Genomic DNA, 15,164 nt, shown 5'->3' on the forward strand with positions numbered 1-15,164 from the left:
GTTAAATAAATATCTAAAATTTTATTTAATAGTTATTGACAAAATATAAAATAAAGTTTATTATTTATTTAAATAAAAATTCAATAAACATTGAAATTGTTTTAAGGAGATAGCTATGAAAAAGTTCTTACAAGAGTTGGTAGTGTTTTTGTTAAATCAAAAAAGCCTCACGAAATCACTTAAGATTAGTGGTGATTTTTCAGCAGTCGACTATTATTGTCAGTCAGGTTTTGAGATGGATTTTCCAACTTTTCAAGAATTGGTGTATGATTACATCAAAATAGGTTACAAATCCTTTGAAGAAGTAGGAGCTAGGGTTGCTCTTGTGACTTGTCAGTTGGACGAGGAGATCACTATCAACTACTTAGAGGATGAGAGACTTACGATTGACTTGCCTTATTTAGGGCGTTTAGTGGTGGACAAGAGATAGGAGAGAAAGCTGATGAAGAAAATTTTAAGTAATAAGCTTTATATGACCACCTTGATTTCGGATAATATTTCTAACTTTGGTGATATCCTTTTTTACCTAGCCCTCATGTCTTATGTCTTGCAGATTCCTGAAACAAAGCTAGCAGTTGCCTTGATTGGTATTTCAGAAATGATTCCTGTCATGCTAGGGTCTTTCTTGGGTTACCTAGCAGATCGTTATTCTAAAAAAGTTTTTGGTATTTTGGCAAGTCAGTTTTTTCGTGTTGCCCTGTATGCCCTACTAGGATTACTATTAGGATTTAAACCACAATTATGGATTGTCTTAGTCGCTATTTTGGTCAATCTCTGTTCTGATATGTCAGGTTTCTTTGAAAATGCTCTCTTTAGACCTGTGTCGCTACGCTTGGTATCAGATGAGGAGCGTCCGCAAGCTATGGGATTGAGTTCTTCTATTGCTGCGACGGGTAGGATTATTTTTAATAGTGCTGGTGCTTTTTTATTAACTTGGTTTAGCTATCAAGCTATTGCCTTTATCAATGCTATAACCTTTTTACTTGCAGCACTTATTATCCTAGCAATCAAAAGTCGTCTAGAAGCTTTGTTTATCCAAAAACCACTTGAGCTTTCAACAAAATCTTCAGAAAAAGGTGAAAAGCATCATTTTCTCCAATCTTTTAAAGAAGGATTAAAAGAATTGTTCGCCATACCAGCCTTGAAAGAAAGTATAATTATTGCTCCTTTATTGAATGCCGTCGGCATTGGTGTCTCTATCCTTTATATTTTGATTTTAAATGACTATCCTAAGGCTATTATTGTTAGTCAGTCCTTTAGTATCGCTGTTTTATCCATTGCTATGAGTTTGGGAACGATTTTAGGAGGATTAACGGTTGACCTTGTGTTTAAAAAAATGACCTTAAAACCTATTTTTCAAATTAGTATTGTCTTGAGTATCCTTGTTTATCTGGCAATGCTGCTTCAAAATACCGCTTTGGTGTTGTTGTGTATCTTCATTATCAGTGTCACTTCTGGAGCTTTAAATCCTAAAATCAGTGCACTTGTTTATAACCATGTTGCAGAAGAAAATTTAGGAGTTGTTTTTAATGGAATGGTGACTTATTTCTCATTGGGTATGGTGGTCTTTCAATTTATATTGTCAGGTCTTGTCGTGCTTTTACCACTTACCTATATTTTTTGGTTTTTAATCTTGCTTTGTAGCTTGCTTTTCCTTTATACTATGACTATAAAATCAGTTGAGGTTTAACATGAATTATCACTATCATGAATACAGAAGTCGTATTGTGGATCAGCTCTTGTTTCCCTTAACAGCTGATAATTGGTTACAATCTTATAGTGACATCTTGACAGAGAACCAACGACTCATTCTTCAAGAGGAGTTTCAAAAACTTAGTGACTTCGAAGCTATGCTGAAACCTTATCATAAAGACATTGAAACTTACTTTCTATCGACGAGTACCATTAGTCATTTTGCTATTGACCTTTATTTAGCTTCTTTGAGTAATGGGCATGATCCTAAGACGATTGAAGGTTTTTTAACGTATATGTCACAAGTGAGTGGCTATGACATCAAAAAAAGCATTTGTCGAGGGATATTACAGCTGGATCAAGATGATTTTGATAAAGATGATGATATCATTGAACAATTAGAAGCAAGGATTGAATCCTTATCTCTTCGATGGCGAATTTTGTGGGCTTACCATCATCCAACGACTTATCGTGATGGTCTGGTATCTCTCTATCGAAACATCTTGCCCCTTTATCAACCTTATCACGAATCGACGAGAGAAGAGTGTTTTCAATTTGGTGACAGTGTTGATGTGCCTCAATTATACAAAGGTTCTAGTTTTGACCTTGAGGGCATTATTGAAAAAAGTGGTAAAAATCATTGTGAGTTATTCATTGTGTCAAACTGGTACCCTTTTATAGCTACCTCTTATGATACCAATGCTGAATCAGAAACTGTTTATTGCTTTTTATATCCTAAAGTTGAGAGGTTGCTCAAAGAAGAAGAGCGAGATTTGACTGAGGAAACCCTAGCCCTAACCTTAAAGACTTTGGGCGACGAAACCCGCTACCAAGTTTTACTTGAAAGTCTCAAGGATGATGTTAAAAGTAAGGATATCGCTAATAAGTTGGAGATTACCTCAGCCAATGTGACATTCCATACACAAAAACTGATCAATGCCAGTATTCTTTTGTTTGCGACGGATGACTCTTCAGCTAAATACCGTATTAACCGTTCTCTGTTGAAAGAAATCATTGAACGCTTACAAAATGATTTTGATCTCTAAAAAACACGTCACTGTTGTGGCGTGTTTTTTTAGATTAAGATATCATCTTTAGGGTTAATCAAGGTTCTTGCTTCTTTTGTTTTGGTGTACTGTTTACGATACTGGCTTGGGGTTAGTTGGTAATAGTTTTTGAATTGGCGGTTGAAGTTGGAGAGGTTGTTAAAGCCGACCTGGGTTGCGATGTCGATGATGGGTTTTCGGCTGTTGACGAGGGCATCACAAGCTTTGGAAAGTCTGACTTGGATGATAAATTCGGTACAAGATGTTCCTGTTTGTTGTTTAAAGACAGACATAAAGTGGGTTTTGCTATAGCCCATTTTTTCCGCTAGTAGTGAGATTGGTAAATCTTCGTTGTAATGGTTGTTGATATAATCAATCAATTCTCTGAGTTTTTCGTCCTTACGGTAGGTATCATCCGTTAGTTTGCGAACCACATAGCGATGGAAAAAGAGGAGGTATATCAGCTCGTTCAATCTGGCTTTGAGCAAGACTTCAAAGTGTCTCCCTTCGTCTGTGGCTAATGTGAAAATATCGAAAAGAACACGCTTAATCTCAACATAGCCGTCCATGTGAGGTTGAATGCGCTGGACGAACTTGTAAGTAGAATTCTGCAAGGGCTGCAGGTAACGAAGGCTGACCTGGTCGATGATGGAGTAGCCGATCATATCTAGGTGGAAGAGGAAAGTATCAGTGACGTGTCTTTCCTTATCGATCGGGTGAATAGAATGCATACCGTTGGGACGGATAAGGATGATATCGCCAGCAGTACTGTTGAAAAAGTCATAGTCGATATGGTAGCGAGCAGTTCCATCATAGACGTAGTTAATTTCTAACTCGGGATGCCAATGAAAAAGGGTATCAGGACGCCCATCCTTAACTTCGGTATGGAAAAAGTGGTAGGGCAGTAGGTGATTATTATAATCAATATTTAAACGAAAATCTTCTTTTTGCATCGTCACAACTATCCTCCTTTGTTTACCTTCTATTTTAGCATATGTAAAGTTTTTATCAAAGGATAGTATCAGTTTTTAAAAGGATAGTGTTAGTGAATGAAAGAGCTTTCTTATATACTAGATGTATTAAAAACGAACGAGGTAAGCAAATGACTGATACATTTCCAAAAGAATTTCTCTGGGGTGGTGCCACAGCTGCCAATCAATTTGAAGGGGCTTATAACCTTGATGGCAAAGGCCTATCCGTTCAGGATGTCACGCCAAAAGGTGGTGTTCCTGCTAAAGCTGGTGACAAGAATCCCTTAATTACAGAAGTACCAACTGAGGACAATCTCAAGCTAGAAGGGATTGATTTCTACCACCGTTACAAGGAAGATATTGCCCTTTTTGCGGAAATGGGTTTTAAGGTTTTCCGGATGTCCATTGCTTGGTCACGTATTTTCCCAAAAGGGGATGAAACAGAGCCAAATGAGGCAGGTCTTCAATTTTACGATAAGGTTTTTGACGAATTGGCTAAATATGGTATTGAGCCTTTGGTGACTTTATCTCACTACGAAACACCCTTGCACTTGGCACGTGAATACAATGGTTGGGCAAGTCGTGATTTGATTGGTTTTTACGAGAACTATGTTCGTACCGTCTTCACTCGTTACAAGGACAAGGTTAAATACTGGTTGACCTTTAATGAGGTCAATTCGGTTCTTCATGCTCCCTTCATGTCTGGTGGGATTGCTACCCCAGTTGAAGAATTGTCCAAACAAGATCTCTACCAAGCAGTGCACCACGAACTAGTGGCGTCAGCGTCAGCTACCAAAATGGCACATGAGATTAACCCTAACTTTAAAGTTGGTTGCATGGTCATTGCCATGCCAGCTTATGGAATGACCTCAAATCCACTTGACCAATTAGCCGTCCATGAATTTGAAAACCAAAACTATCTTTTCTCAGATATTCACGCGCGTGGTAAATACCCTAACTATATCAAACGTTTCTTTAAAGAAAATGATATTGAAATTCAATTTGCGCCTGGTGATGAGGAAATGCTCAAACATACCGTTGATTTCATTTCCTTCTCATACTACATGTCAGTAGCACAAGCCCATAATCCAGAAGACTATACTAGTGGTAAAGGAAATATCTTGGGTGGTATCACCAATCCTTACCTAGAATCATCTGAATGGGGATGGCAAATTGATCCAGTTGGTCTTCGTTTGGTCCTCAATGATTTTTATGACCGTTATCAGTTGCCACTCTTCATCGTGGAAAATGGTCTAGGTGCCAAAGATGTTCTGGTTGATGGTCCAAATGGTCCGACGGTAGAAGATGATTATCGTATTGATTACCTCCAAAAACACTTGATTCAAGTAGGTGAAGCGCTACAAGATGGTGTAGAACTTTGGGGTTACACTACTTGGGGCCCAATTGATCTGGTCTCAGCTTCAACAGCAGAATTGTCAAAACGCTATGGTTTTATCTATGTTGATCGCAATGATGACGGGTCAGGAAGCCTAGCACGCTACAAGAAAAAATCATTTGACTGGTACAAAGAGGTTATCAGTACCAATGGTCAATCCTTGTATCGCTAAACTTGTTAACATTCTCTAGCCTCTCTCCAGACTAGAGAATTTTTCGTGTCTGAAGAATTATGTTACAATGAAGTAAGCGTTTTATAAATCTATCTTTTTGGAAGCTAAATACTATCATTATGTTTGAATGGTATGACCTAGTGATGAATAGCATCTATTTGAGGACATTTTGAGAAAGGATTTTTATGATTACAACAGGATTTATTGGCAATGGCAAATCAACCAATCGTTACCATATGCCCTTTGTTTTAAAAACAGGCAAATTTAAGGTTAAAACGATCTATAACCGCTCGATTAAGGATGACTGGGCAAAAGTCGAGGGAGCGGAGTACACCACAGACTTAGATCAACTTTTACATGATCCAGAAATTGAACTAGTCGTTGTGACAACACCTCTAGGAAATCACTATGAATCTGCCAAGAAGGCTCTCCTGGCTGGAAAGAATGTCCTTTTGGAGAAACCTTTTACAAGAACCTTGGCAGAAGCTGAGGAATTATTTGCCATCGCGCGTGAGAAAGGTCTTATGTTGCAGGGCTACCACAATCGTCGCTTTGATGCTGACTTTTTGACGACTCAAAAGGTGATTGAATCTGGTAAATTAGGCAAACTGCAAGAACTTGAAATGCATTTTGATTACTTCCGTCCGGAAGTACCTGAGAGTGTTTCTGAATTTTCGGTTGACACCAGTTTCCTCTATAATCATGGTTGCCATACCTTGGATCAAGTGATTTCATATTTTGGCAAACCTGATAAGGTTGATTTTGATTTGCGTCAACTGCTTGGCGACAATCGCATGAATGATTATTTTGATGTCGATTTGACTTATGGCGATGTGAAAATTTCGGTTAAGTCGTCTTATTTCCGTCTCAAAGAACGTCCAAGTTTTGTCGCTTATGGTGATAAAGGTGCCTTTATCAAGGAAACCAAAGACCGTCAAGAAGAGGATTTGAAGAAATTCTACCTGCCTGACCACGCTGACTTTGGCTTGGATAGGCCTCAAGATTATGGTGTTCTTTCTTATATGGAGGATGGCCGATATCACGAAGAAAAAGTCGTCTCCGAAGTTGGGGACTACAGTCTTTTCTACGAAGCCCTTTATGACACCTTGGCAAATGGCGCAGAGCCACTGGTCAAAGAAGAACAGACGCTTTTGCTTATGTCTTTGTTGGAAGAAGGGATAAAGAGTTTAGGGGAATAAACTAATAGTATTGTATGTCTACTTTGTAGGCATTTTTTAATAAGATAGTATCAGTTTCTCGTAAGATGTCATCAGAAAAGGCTTTCTTTTTGCGCTATAATACACTTATTAAAACAAAAAGAGGTATACAATCATGACTTTTCCAAAGGATTTCCTATGGGGTGGCGCTATTGCTGCCAACCAAGCTGAAGGTGCTTATAATGAAGACGGACGTGGACTGGTACAGACCGATGTGACGACTGGTGGTACGGTCGATTCACCACGTTACACGACTTATATCGATAAAGACGGCAAACCTGGTAAGGTCGGTGGTCTAGGCCACCACGCTAAAATCCCTGAAGGTGCTAAGTTTGCAGTTCTAGACACAGAATATTATCCAAATCATGTGGCGGTAGATTTCTATCATCGCTATAAAGAAGACATTAAGCTCTTTGCAGAGATGGGCTATTCAATCTTCCGCTTGTCTATTTCTTGGGCACGTATTTTCCCTAACGGGGATGATTCACAGCCCAATCAGGCTGGACTTGATTTTTACCGCTCTGTATTCGAAGAGTGTCGTAAATACAATATCGAACCACTCGTGTCTATCTGGCATTTTGATACACCACTAGCTCTTGAAGAAAACTATGGTGGTTGGACTAACCGTAAACTCATTGATTTTTACGTGAAATACTGTGAGGTCATCTTCAATGAATACAAAGACCTTGTCAAATATTGGTTGACATTTAACGAAATCAATAACACAACCATGTTCCTTGATATGTTTGGTGGTAAGGCTTCTGATGAAGAGTATCAAGCTGGCTATCAAACCCTACATAACCAATTTGTTGCGTCAGCTAAAGCGGTTCAACTCGGTCACAAAATCAATCCTGACTTTATGATTGGTAACATGATTTGTGGAATTACCTTCTACCCAGCAACTTGTGATCCCAAAGATATCTTGGCTAACCAGCACAAGTGGGAATCAGGCATTTACTATTGTGGGGATGTTCAAGCCAAAGGCAGATATGGCACTTATGCCAAACGTCTCTGGCAAGAGCACAATGTTGAGCTAGACATCACAGAAGAAGACCTGGAAGACCTTAAAAATGGTACCGTAGACATGTACACCTTCTCATACTACATGTCAAACAACGTGACAACACATACAGGTGGGGAACAGGTAGCAGGTAACTTCTCAGTAGGTGCTAAGAATCCTTACTTGACCTACTCTGATTGGGGTTGGGCACATGACCCAGATGGACTTCAATACTATCTTGAAAAAATTTATGACCGTTATGAAATCCCACTAATGGTGGTTGAAAATGGACTTGGGGCTTTTGATACGGTAGAAGAAGATGGTTCAATCCATGATGACTACCGTATTGACTACCACCGTGCCCATATCAAAGCGATGAGTACAGCGATTGATAATGGTGTAGATCTCATTGCTTATACCACTTGGGGCTGTATCGACATCGTTTCAGCTGGTACGGGTGAAATGCGTAAACGCTACGGTTTCATTTATGTGGATATGGACGATGCAGGAAACGGTACTCTAAATAGAACACCAAAAGACAGTTTCCACTGGTACAAAAAAGTCATCGCCTCAAATGGGGAAGATGTGGAATAAGATTAAGAATCACGATTGTTTATCAGTCGTGATTTTGAGCTATCGTTAGGATTGAAAGGAATAAGTATGTCTATTTTAGCCATTGATTTGGGTGGAACGCAGTTTAAATCTGCTTTAATTTCTGAAGATTATCAAGTTGAGGAAGTATTTGATCCAAAGTCTGCTGCGTGTGATTTGGTAACGTGTCAGAATTTATTGGTCAACATGATTGAACCGCATCTTGATCGAGTATCTGGAATTGCCGTTTCCTGCCCTGGGACGGTCGATACGGAGTCTGGGATTATCTATAATGGAGGTATGTTACGCTTTCTGCATGAATTTCCGATGAAAGACTTTTTGGTAGAAAGATTTGCAAAGCCTGCTGCTGTTCTAAATGATGGTAAAGCAGCTGTTCTAGCAGAAGTAGCTTCTGGAAATCTAAAAGGCATTTCTCACGGTTTAGCCATGGTTTTGGGAACTGGACTTGGTGGAGGTATTATCATCAATGGACAGCTCTATCAAGGAGCACATTTTCAAGCTGGTGAATTGACTTTTGCCCTGCCTCAGGATAAGAAGGAGCGATTGACAGGTGAAGATTTAGCGGGATTGCAAGTTTCGGCAGTTAATTTGATTGCGACTTGTGCAAAATCCTTAAACCTTGACGATGAAAAAGATGGTATGAGCGTTTTTGAAGCTATTAAGGCTAGAGATGAGCGTGTTTACCCCACTTTCCAAGCTTATTGTCGAGCTATTGCCATTCAAATCAATAATATTCAGTCTGTTTTAGATGTGCAACGTGTGGTAATTGGTGGTGGTATTTCTAGCCAAGATATTTTAATTGAGGAGGTTAACCGTCAGCTAGATCAACTCGAAAAAGAAGACGCCTGGGCTTTCATGGTCATCAAACGTCCTGAAATCAGGGCTTGTCATTATAAGAATGCAGCCAATTTAGTTGGCGCAGCCTATTTCTTAAAAGCGTAAATGAAAGGAGAATATTATGGCTTTACTTTCTGTTAATGCAATGGCACAAACACTGGGTAGGACAGTGACTTTCAATGTCTATCTGCCTAGTGACAACTATGATTTTGAAGGGAAACTAGCAGCTCAACCACCTTTTAAAACCCTCTATCTCTTGCATGGTATTCTTGGGGATCAAAATGACTGGTTGGTTGGGACACGCGTCGCATCTATTGCTAAAAAATACCATCTCGCTGTTGTTATGCCCGCAGGAGATAATCGTTTCTATCTTAATTATCCAGCGACAAATGATAACTACAGTGATTTTGTTGGTCAAGAGCTTTTGGATTTGACCAGACGTCTGTTTCCATTATCTCAAAAACGGGAAGATACCTATATTGCAGGGCTTTCCATGGGTGGCTATGGCGCCCTCTATAATGGACTTACTTTTCATGACAATTTCTCAGCTATCGGTGCCTTTTCAGCTGGTCTAGTGACGGGCGATGCACTCAATGCAGATGAAGATAGTCCTATTTTCTTTAGAACAAAATCTTACCTTGAAGCTGTTTTTGGAGATTTAGAAAAGGTCTTGGATAGTGATTATCATATCCCAACTTTAGTTAAACGTTTAGCAGATGAAAAAATAGATTTGCCAACTATCTTCTCAACCTGTGGCACAGAAGATAGCTTGATTACTGCCAATCGAGAACTGTCTAGTGTTCTTGACGAGCAAGGGATTAATCATACGTCGATTGAAAAGCCAGGTGGACATACTTGGGAATATTGGAATCAAGCCTTGGCTGACTTTTTAGAATGGTTGCCAATAGAAAGAGTGAGTGAAGGTGTTAGTTCTGGTAATGTTGGTGTTTAGTCCTTGGGTCTGCTTGTTAGACAATTTAGTAAATTCAAAATAAAGGTAAAAACCGAACAATGAAAAATATTTTTGAAAATAATGTTGATAAAAATAGTTTGACTTGTTATTCTATTTTCCTAACCTATTGGGTCAGAAAAATTCTGATACTAAAAAATTCTAGGAGATTCATCTTATCATGAACAAAAAAATCGTTACACTTGGTCTTGCATCAGCTTCATTACTTGTTTTGGGTGCTTGTGGTAACCGTTCTGAAAAATCATCATCAAAATCAGAAACTAAAGTTGCCATGATTGCAGATGTCGGCGGTATCGATGACAAATCATTTAACCAATCAGCTTGGGAAGGACTTCAAGCTTGGGGTAAAGAAAATGATCTTAAGAAAGGTTCGGGTTTTGACTACCTCCAATCAAGCAGTGAAGCAGATTATACTAATAATTTGGATACTGCGGCTTCAAGTGGCTACAACTTGATTTTCGGTATTGGATTTACGATGCAAGATGCCATTGATAAAGTGTCAGGTGACAATCCAGACACTAACTACGCTATCGTTGATGGCCTTGTTGAAGATCGTGATAATGTTGTCAGCGTTTCATTTGGTGACAACGAAGCAGCCTACCTTGCCGGTGTTGCAGCTGCTAAAGCAACAAAAACAAATCACGTTGGTTTTGTCGGTGGTATGGAATCAGTATCAATTACGCGATTTGAAAAAGGTTTTGAGGCTGGTGTTAAATCTGTTGACGATAAGATCAAAGTTGATATTGCTTATGCGGGGTCATTCGCCGATGCTGCTAAAGGTAAAACCATTGCAGCCACGCAATACGCAGCTGGTGCAGATGTGATTTACCATGCAGCTGGTGGAACTGGTGCAGGTGTCTTTAACGAAGCTAAACTCGAAAACGAAACACGTAATGAAGACGATAAAGTTTGGGTCATCGGGGCTGACCGTGACCAAAGTGGTGATGGAAACTACACCTCAAAAGATGGTAAAAAATCAAACTTTGTCCTAGCTTCAACCATCAAAGAAGTCGGAAAAGCCCTTCAAATCATCTCAAACGATACTAAAGACGGTAAATTCCCAGGTGGAAAAGTTGAAGTCTTTGGTCTTAAAGAAGAAGGTGTAGACCTTGCTATGACAGGCCTTTCAGAAGATGGCCAAAAAGCAGTCGAAGACGCTAAAAAAGCAATCATTGACGGTGATGTCAAAGTACCTGAGAAATAATCCTAAAAATTTCCTTAGTCACTAAGGAAATTTTTTAGATGGTCAATAATGTAATCGCTTGCTAAAATAAGACTATACTTATTTAAGAGGAGGCTATTATGTCCAAATTACGTGAAGATTTCTTGTGGGGTGGTGCCGTTGCTGCTCATCAACTTGAAGGAGGCTGGCAAGAAGGTGGCAAGGGAATCTCGGTAGCAGATGTCATGACTGCTGCCCGTCACGGTGTCCCTCGTGAAATTACAGCAGGTGTCTTAGAAGGTAAATATTATCCTAACCATGAAGCGATTGATTTTTACCATCGCTATAAAGAAGATATTGCCCTGTTTGCAGAAATGGGCTTTAAGTGTTTCCGCACATCGATTGCCTGGACACGCATTTTCCCAAAAGGAGATGAATTAGAGCCAAATGAAGCAGGTCTACAATTTTATGATGATCTCTTTGATGAATGTTTGAAATATGGCATTGAGCCAGTTGTAACACTGTCACACTTTGAATTACCATATCATCTTGTGACAGAGTACGGCGGCTTTACAAATCGTAAGGTTATTGACTTCTTTGCTCGCTTTGCTGAAGTAGTCTTTAAACGTTATAAAGATAAGGTTAAATACTGGATGACCTTTAACGAAATCAATAACCAGGCAAACTATCAGGAAGATTTTGCACCATTCACCAACTCGGGAATTGTTTATAAAGAAGGTGATGACCGTGAAGCTATCATGTATCAAGCAGCGCATTATGAACTAGTTGCTTCAGCCCGTGCTGTTAAAATTGGGCATGAGATTAACCCTGACTTCCAAATTGGCTGTATGATTGCCATGTGTCCGATTTACCCTGCGACATGTAAACCATCTGATATTCTAATGGCTCAAAAAGCCATGCAAAAACGCTATTACTTTACAGATGTTCATGTACACGGTTTCTACCCAGAACACATTATCAAGTACTGGGAACGCAAGGGTATTGAAGTTGATTTTACAGAAGAAGACCGTAAAGACCTCCTCGAAGGTACTGTTGACTACATCGGTTTCTCTTACTACATGAGTTTTGCCATTGATTCACACCGTGACAATAATCCTCATTATGATTACCTTGAAACAGAAGATCTGGTTAAAAACACTTATGTCAAAGCTTCTGATTGGGATTGGCAAATTGACCCAGAAGGCCTTCGTTACAGTCTAAACTGGTTCACAGATATGTATCACTTGCCACTCTTTATTGTGGAAAATGGTTTTGGTGCCATTGACCAAGTCGAAGAGGATGGCATGGTGCATGATGATTACCGTATGGACTATCTCGGTGCTCATATCAAGGAATTCATTAAAGCAGTGGACGAAGATGGGGTTGATTTGATGGGTTACACACCTTGGGGATGTATTGATCTGGTATCTGCTGGTACAGGTGAAATGCGCAAACGCTATGGTTTCATTCATGTCGACAAGGATGACAACGGTGAAGGAAGCCTTGAACGAACACCGAAGAAATCCTTCAATTGGTACAAAGAAGTGATTGCAAGTAACGGTGACAGTCTCTTGAAATAAGGAGGAATTAATTATGATTGGATTTATAGCTGCTTGTTTAACCACTTTTGGATTTGTTCCACAAGTCATTAAGGTCATTAAAACAAAAGATACCGAATCTATTTCACTTGGGATGTATGTCATGGCTGTCACTGGAATGCTGCTTTGGCTAGTGCACGGTATCCGTATAGGGGATACTGCCTTGATGCTAGCCAATGCTATTTCAGCAACTTTAGCTGGTATTGTTTTAGTCTATAAATTGATTTATAAATAATACCATTACCCAACAGAAAAGGAGACTATTAGTTTTTGTCATTATTTGCCCCACAGTCATCAAATGGAAAGACCATTTATGCGATTACCTTTAGTAAATTAGAAGAAATACCTGATTTAGCTTCAAATGAGGAAGTTATGTCCCATATAGTGATTAAGCAACGTAATGCTGAATCCTATGTGATTGAAAGTGATATCAATGATACTAAATTAAAAGAATTGATTCAGACGACTTTTGATTTAAAAGCAGGACAAGTATTTGTCACATCCAGAAGAATTGTCTAGTTTCTTATTATGAAAATTAGGAAAACAAGGGTTAGCAGTAATCCTTGTTTTTTGAGAAAATCTTTAAAAAGCATTAAGTAAACGCTTGCAAAAGAAGAGATTTAAGAGTAGAATATATATAATTTATTTCAAAGAAAGTGTGAAGCCTATGTGGTATGTGCCATTGTTTTTAAGATTTAATTTATTTAAACCACCGAGATAGCTTTTGCAAGGCTGATAAAAAAGATTTAGTTTTGGCTTAAGTGAACTACAGGAGGTTTAAAGATATGGAAGATGTTATATTTTCATTATTGATGTTGATTTTTTTTATTGGAATTTTGTATTTACCAGCTAGAGCCATGTTAAAAGTTAATAAGAAGATTGGCTATAATTATTCAGTGAAGTTTTTAAATGTTTCTGATGTTCCTGAATTAAAAGATGATGCTCAACTTAGAAAATATTTAAGAGTGGTAACTCATTCAGATAATGCTTATGTCGTTCAATCTAAATGGAACGATAAGAAATTGAGAGAATACTTAATGACTAATTATCATTTGACCAAACAACAAATTGTTGTTCAATCTGTTCAAGCCTCAGGACCATTGGGGATGCTGTAGAGTTAATGACAGTTTACATGAATAGAAAGTAGTGATACGAATGGAAGATTATGTATATTTTATCGGTTTACCAATTGCTGTATTTATTATCTTTATTTCAGTAAAATCAATGATATTCGTTACCAAAAAATTTGGTTTTAATTATGCTATACGTTTTGAAAAAGTTGAAACTATTCCAGATCTTCAATCTAACCGTAAATTTAGGCGTTATTTTAGAGTTGTTTCGCATCCAACAGAATGTACTTACACCGTCCAATCCAAGTGGAATGATAAACAGTTGATAGAAAACATCTCTGAAGAGTATCACCTAGAAAATAATCAAATAATTGTTCAACCATTACAATTATCAGGAGTTTTAGGTTTTATTTAAACATCTTACAAAAAAAAAGATATCAAAGCAGTTTTATACGAACTGCTTTTTGATATTAAGTGAGGTAGTATATCAATAATTTAAAAACATTTGATAAAACAATTACTAAAATTTGATAAAACATTATCCTAGAACTGACTAATCAGAAATCTCCTATATTTTAGATATAGGTAATGAATCTAGCAATAGCCCATGAAGAATTCTATATTATTTATTAAATAATAGCTTATGATTAAATAAATCGTGAAATTATGGTTTTAATTTTAATCATATGAATTATAAAAGAATTCCCCCGTTTGATAAGGATATCTTGTCTGTGAAAACTCAAAAGGCTGTCCGTCAGATAACATGACAATTTGCTCTATCTCTAAGATAGGATCACTTTCATCAATGAGCAAATGCTTTACATCAAAAGTATCTGCTTTATCAGCATGTATTCTTCTTGAAAAATTAGCTATAGTTAATCCTAATTCGTGTTCGATATATTGATAAATTGATTTTGATAAAATCTCTTCAGTTAGTCCAGGTATAACCTTAACTGGCATAATGGTATATTCAATTTCCAGAGGTTTATTATCAAGATATCGAACTCTTATGATATCGTAAACCAGATCATTTTGGCTAACTTTTAAAAAAGTAGCTTCATCAAAATCTGGAAATCTTTTAATAAAACTTATAATTTTAGCACTAATGGCATACGTATTTCCATATTTTTTATAAAGTCCCAGATGCTGATTAGCCTTTAAATGAGTATGGTGTGTCCTAACATAACTACCTTTGCCATTAAAGGTATCAATCAAGTGTTCCTTTTGTAATATCTTTAAAGCTTTATCAATTGTTGTTCTGGTTGTTTTGTGTTGAATAGCTAATTGTGATTGACTGGGTAATTTCCCCGATGTGTATTTGCCTGAAGTAATTTCAGCTTTAAGAATGTCAGCTATTTTAAGATATTTAGTCATATTTTTAGTTTAACATAAAACCTATCTAGAAAAAACTAGACAGGTTT

The 15,164-nt window shown here is 37.9% G+C and carries 16 protein-coding genes; 14 read left to right on the forward strand and 2 right to left on the reverse strand.

Translation table 11 applies throughout. The features are described 5' to 3' along the window. Positions 1-115 precede the first annotated feature (115 nt). Genes C0J00_RS03475 through C0J00_RS03485 form a run of 3 tightly spaced genes read left to right on the forward strand, consistent with a single transcriptional unit; the run spans position 116 to position 2,738 of the window. Entirely contained in the window at positions 116-430 is a 315-nt protein-coding gene (locus C0J00_RS03475; protein ID WP_104967580.1) for a hypothetical protein, read from the forward strand. A gap of 12 nt (positions 431-442) precedes the next feature. Further along, a complete protein-coding gene (locus tag C0J00_RS03480) occupies positions 443-1,690 on the forward strand; it encodes an MFS transporter (protein WP_104967581.1) in 1,248 nt (415 codons plus the stop codon). A 1-nt stretch (position 1,691) separates the two neighbouring features. After that, positions 1,692-2,738: an ArsR/SmtB family transcription factor gene (locus C0J00_RS03485; RefSeq protein WP_104967582.1), complete on the forward strand. Its 1,047-nt coding sequence runs from the start codon at positions 1,692-1,694 to the stop codon at positions 2,736-2,738. 29 nt (positions 2,739-2,767) lie between these two features. On the opposite strand, the gene C0J00_RS03490 is transcribed toward C0J00_RS03485, so the two are convergent. Then, the gene (locus C0J00_RS03490; RefSeq protein WP_104968821.1) at positions 2,768-3,691 is read right to left on the reverse strand and encodes an AraC family transcriptional regulator; all 924 of its coding nucleotides are present in this window, start codon (positions 3,689-3,691) and stop codon (positions 2,768-2,770) included. Between the two features lie 149 nt (positions 3,692-3,840). Between C0J00_RS03490 and C0J00_RS03495 the strand changes: the two genes are divergently transcribed. The 11 genes from C0J00_RS03495 (at position 3,841) to C0J00_RS03545 (ending at position 14,158) form a co-directional block, all read left to right on the forward strand. Further along, positions 3,841-5,277 (forward strand): glycoside hydrolase family 1 protein, encoded by a 1,437-nt coding sequence (locus C0J00_RS03495; RefSeq protein WP_104968822.1) that lies wholly within the window; start codon positions 3,841-3,843, stop codon positions 5,275-5,277. A 185-nt stretch (positions 5,278-5,462) separates the two neighbouring features. After that, positions 5,463-6,476: a Gfo/Idh/MocA family oxidoreductase gene (locus C0J00_RS03500; RefSeq protein WP_104967583.1), complete on the forward strand. Its 1,014-nt coding sequence runs from the start codon at positions 5,463-5,465 to the stop codon at positions 6,474-6,476. A gap of 133 nt (positions 6,477-6,609) precedes the next feature. Then, positions 6,610-8,088 carry a glycoside hydrolase family 1 protein gene (locus C0J00_RS03505; RefSeq protein ID WP_104967584.1) on the forward strand — a complete coding sequence of 493 codons (1,479 nt, stop codon included), beginning with the start codon at positions 6,610-6,612 and terminating at the stop codon, positions 8,086-8,088. A 66-nt stretch (positions 8,089-8,154) separates the two neighbouring features. Continuing rightward, positions 8,155-9,048 (forward strand): ROK family protein, encoded by an 894-nt coding sequence (locus tag C0J00_RS03510; RefSeq protein ID WP_104967585.1) that lies wholly within the window; start codon positions 8,155-8,157, stop codon positions 9,046-9,048. A 16-nt stretch (positions 9,049-9,064) separates the two neighbouring features. Then, positions 9,065-9,895 (forward strand): alpha/beta hydrolase, encoded by an 831-nt coding sequence (locus tag C0J00_RS03515; RefSeq protein ID WP_104967586.1) that lies wholly within the window; start codon positions 9,065-9,067, stop codon positions 9,893-9,895. 178 nt (positions 9,896-10,073) lie between these two features. After that, on the forward strand, positions 10,074-11,117 hold the full coding sequence (locus C0J00_RS03520; protein WP_104967587.1) for a BMP family lipoprotein: 1,044 nt from the start codon (positions 10,074-10,076) through the stop codon (positions 11,115-11,117). A gap of 98 nt (positions 11,118-11,215) precedes the next feature. Further along, entirely contained in the window at positions 11,216-12,655 is a 1,440-nt protein-coding gene (locus C0J00_RS03525; protein ID WP_104967588.1) for a 6-phospho-beta-glucosidase, read from the forward strand. Positions 12,656-12,668: 13 nt separating this feature from the next. After that, positions 12,669-12,908: a SemiSWEET transporter gene (locus tag C0J00_RS03530; RefSeq protein WP_104967589.1), complete on the forward strand. Its 240-nt coding sequence runs from the start codon at positions 12,669-12,671 to the stop codon at positions 12,906-12,908. A 35-nt stretch (positions 12,909-12,943) separates the two neighbouring features. Next, the gene (locus C0J00_RS03535; protein ID WP_233995862.1) at positions 12,944-13,192 is read left to right on the forward strand and encodes a hypothetical protein; all 249 of its coding nucleotides are present in this window, start codon (positions 12,944-12,946) and stop codon (positions 13,190-13,192) included. 266 nt (positions 13,193-13,458) lie between these two features. Then, complete coding sequence (locus C0J00_RS03540; RefSeq protein WP_104967590.1) at positions 13,459-13,788, forward strand: hypothetical protein; 330 nt, start codon at positions 13,459-13,461, stop codon at positions 13,786-13,788. Positions 13,789-13,828: 40 nt separating this feature from the next. Continuing rightward, complete coding sequence (locus C0J00_RS03545) at positions 13,829-14,158, forward strand: hypothetical protein (protein ID WP_104967591.1); 330 nt, start codon at positions 13,829-13,831, stop codon at positions 14,156-14,158. Positions 14,159-14,421: 263 nt separating this feature from the next. Here the strand turns inward: C0J00_RS03545 and C0J00_RS03550 are convergent, their stop codons facing one another. Continuing rightward, positions 14,422-15,117, reverse strand: coding sequence for a GntR family transcriptional regulator (locus C0J00_RS03550; protein WP_104967592.1), 696 nt, complete (start codon positions 15,115-15,117; stop codon positions 14,422-14,424). Positions 15,118-15,164: the final 47 nt, after the last annotated feature.

The sequence above is a fragment of the Streptococcus pluranimalium genome, from assembly GCF_002953735.1.
GTDB classification, from domain to species: Bacteria; Bacillota; Bacilli; order Lactobacillales; family Streptococcaceae; genus Streptococcus; species Streptococcus pluranimalium.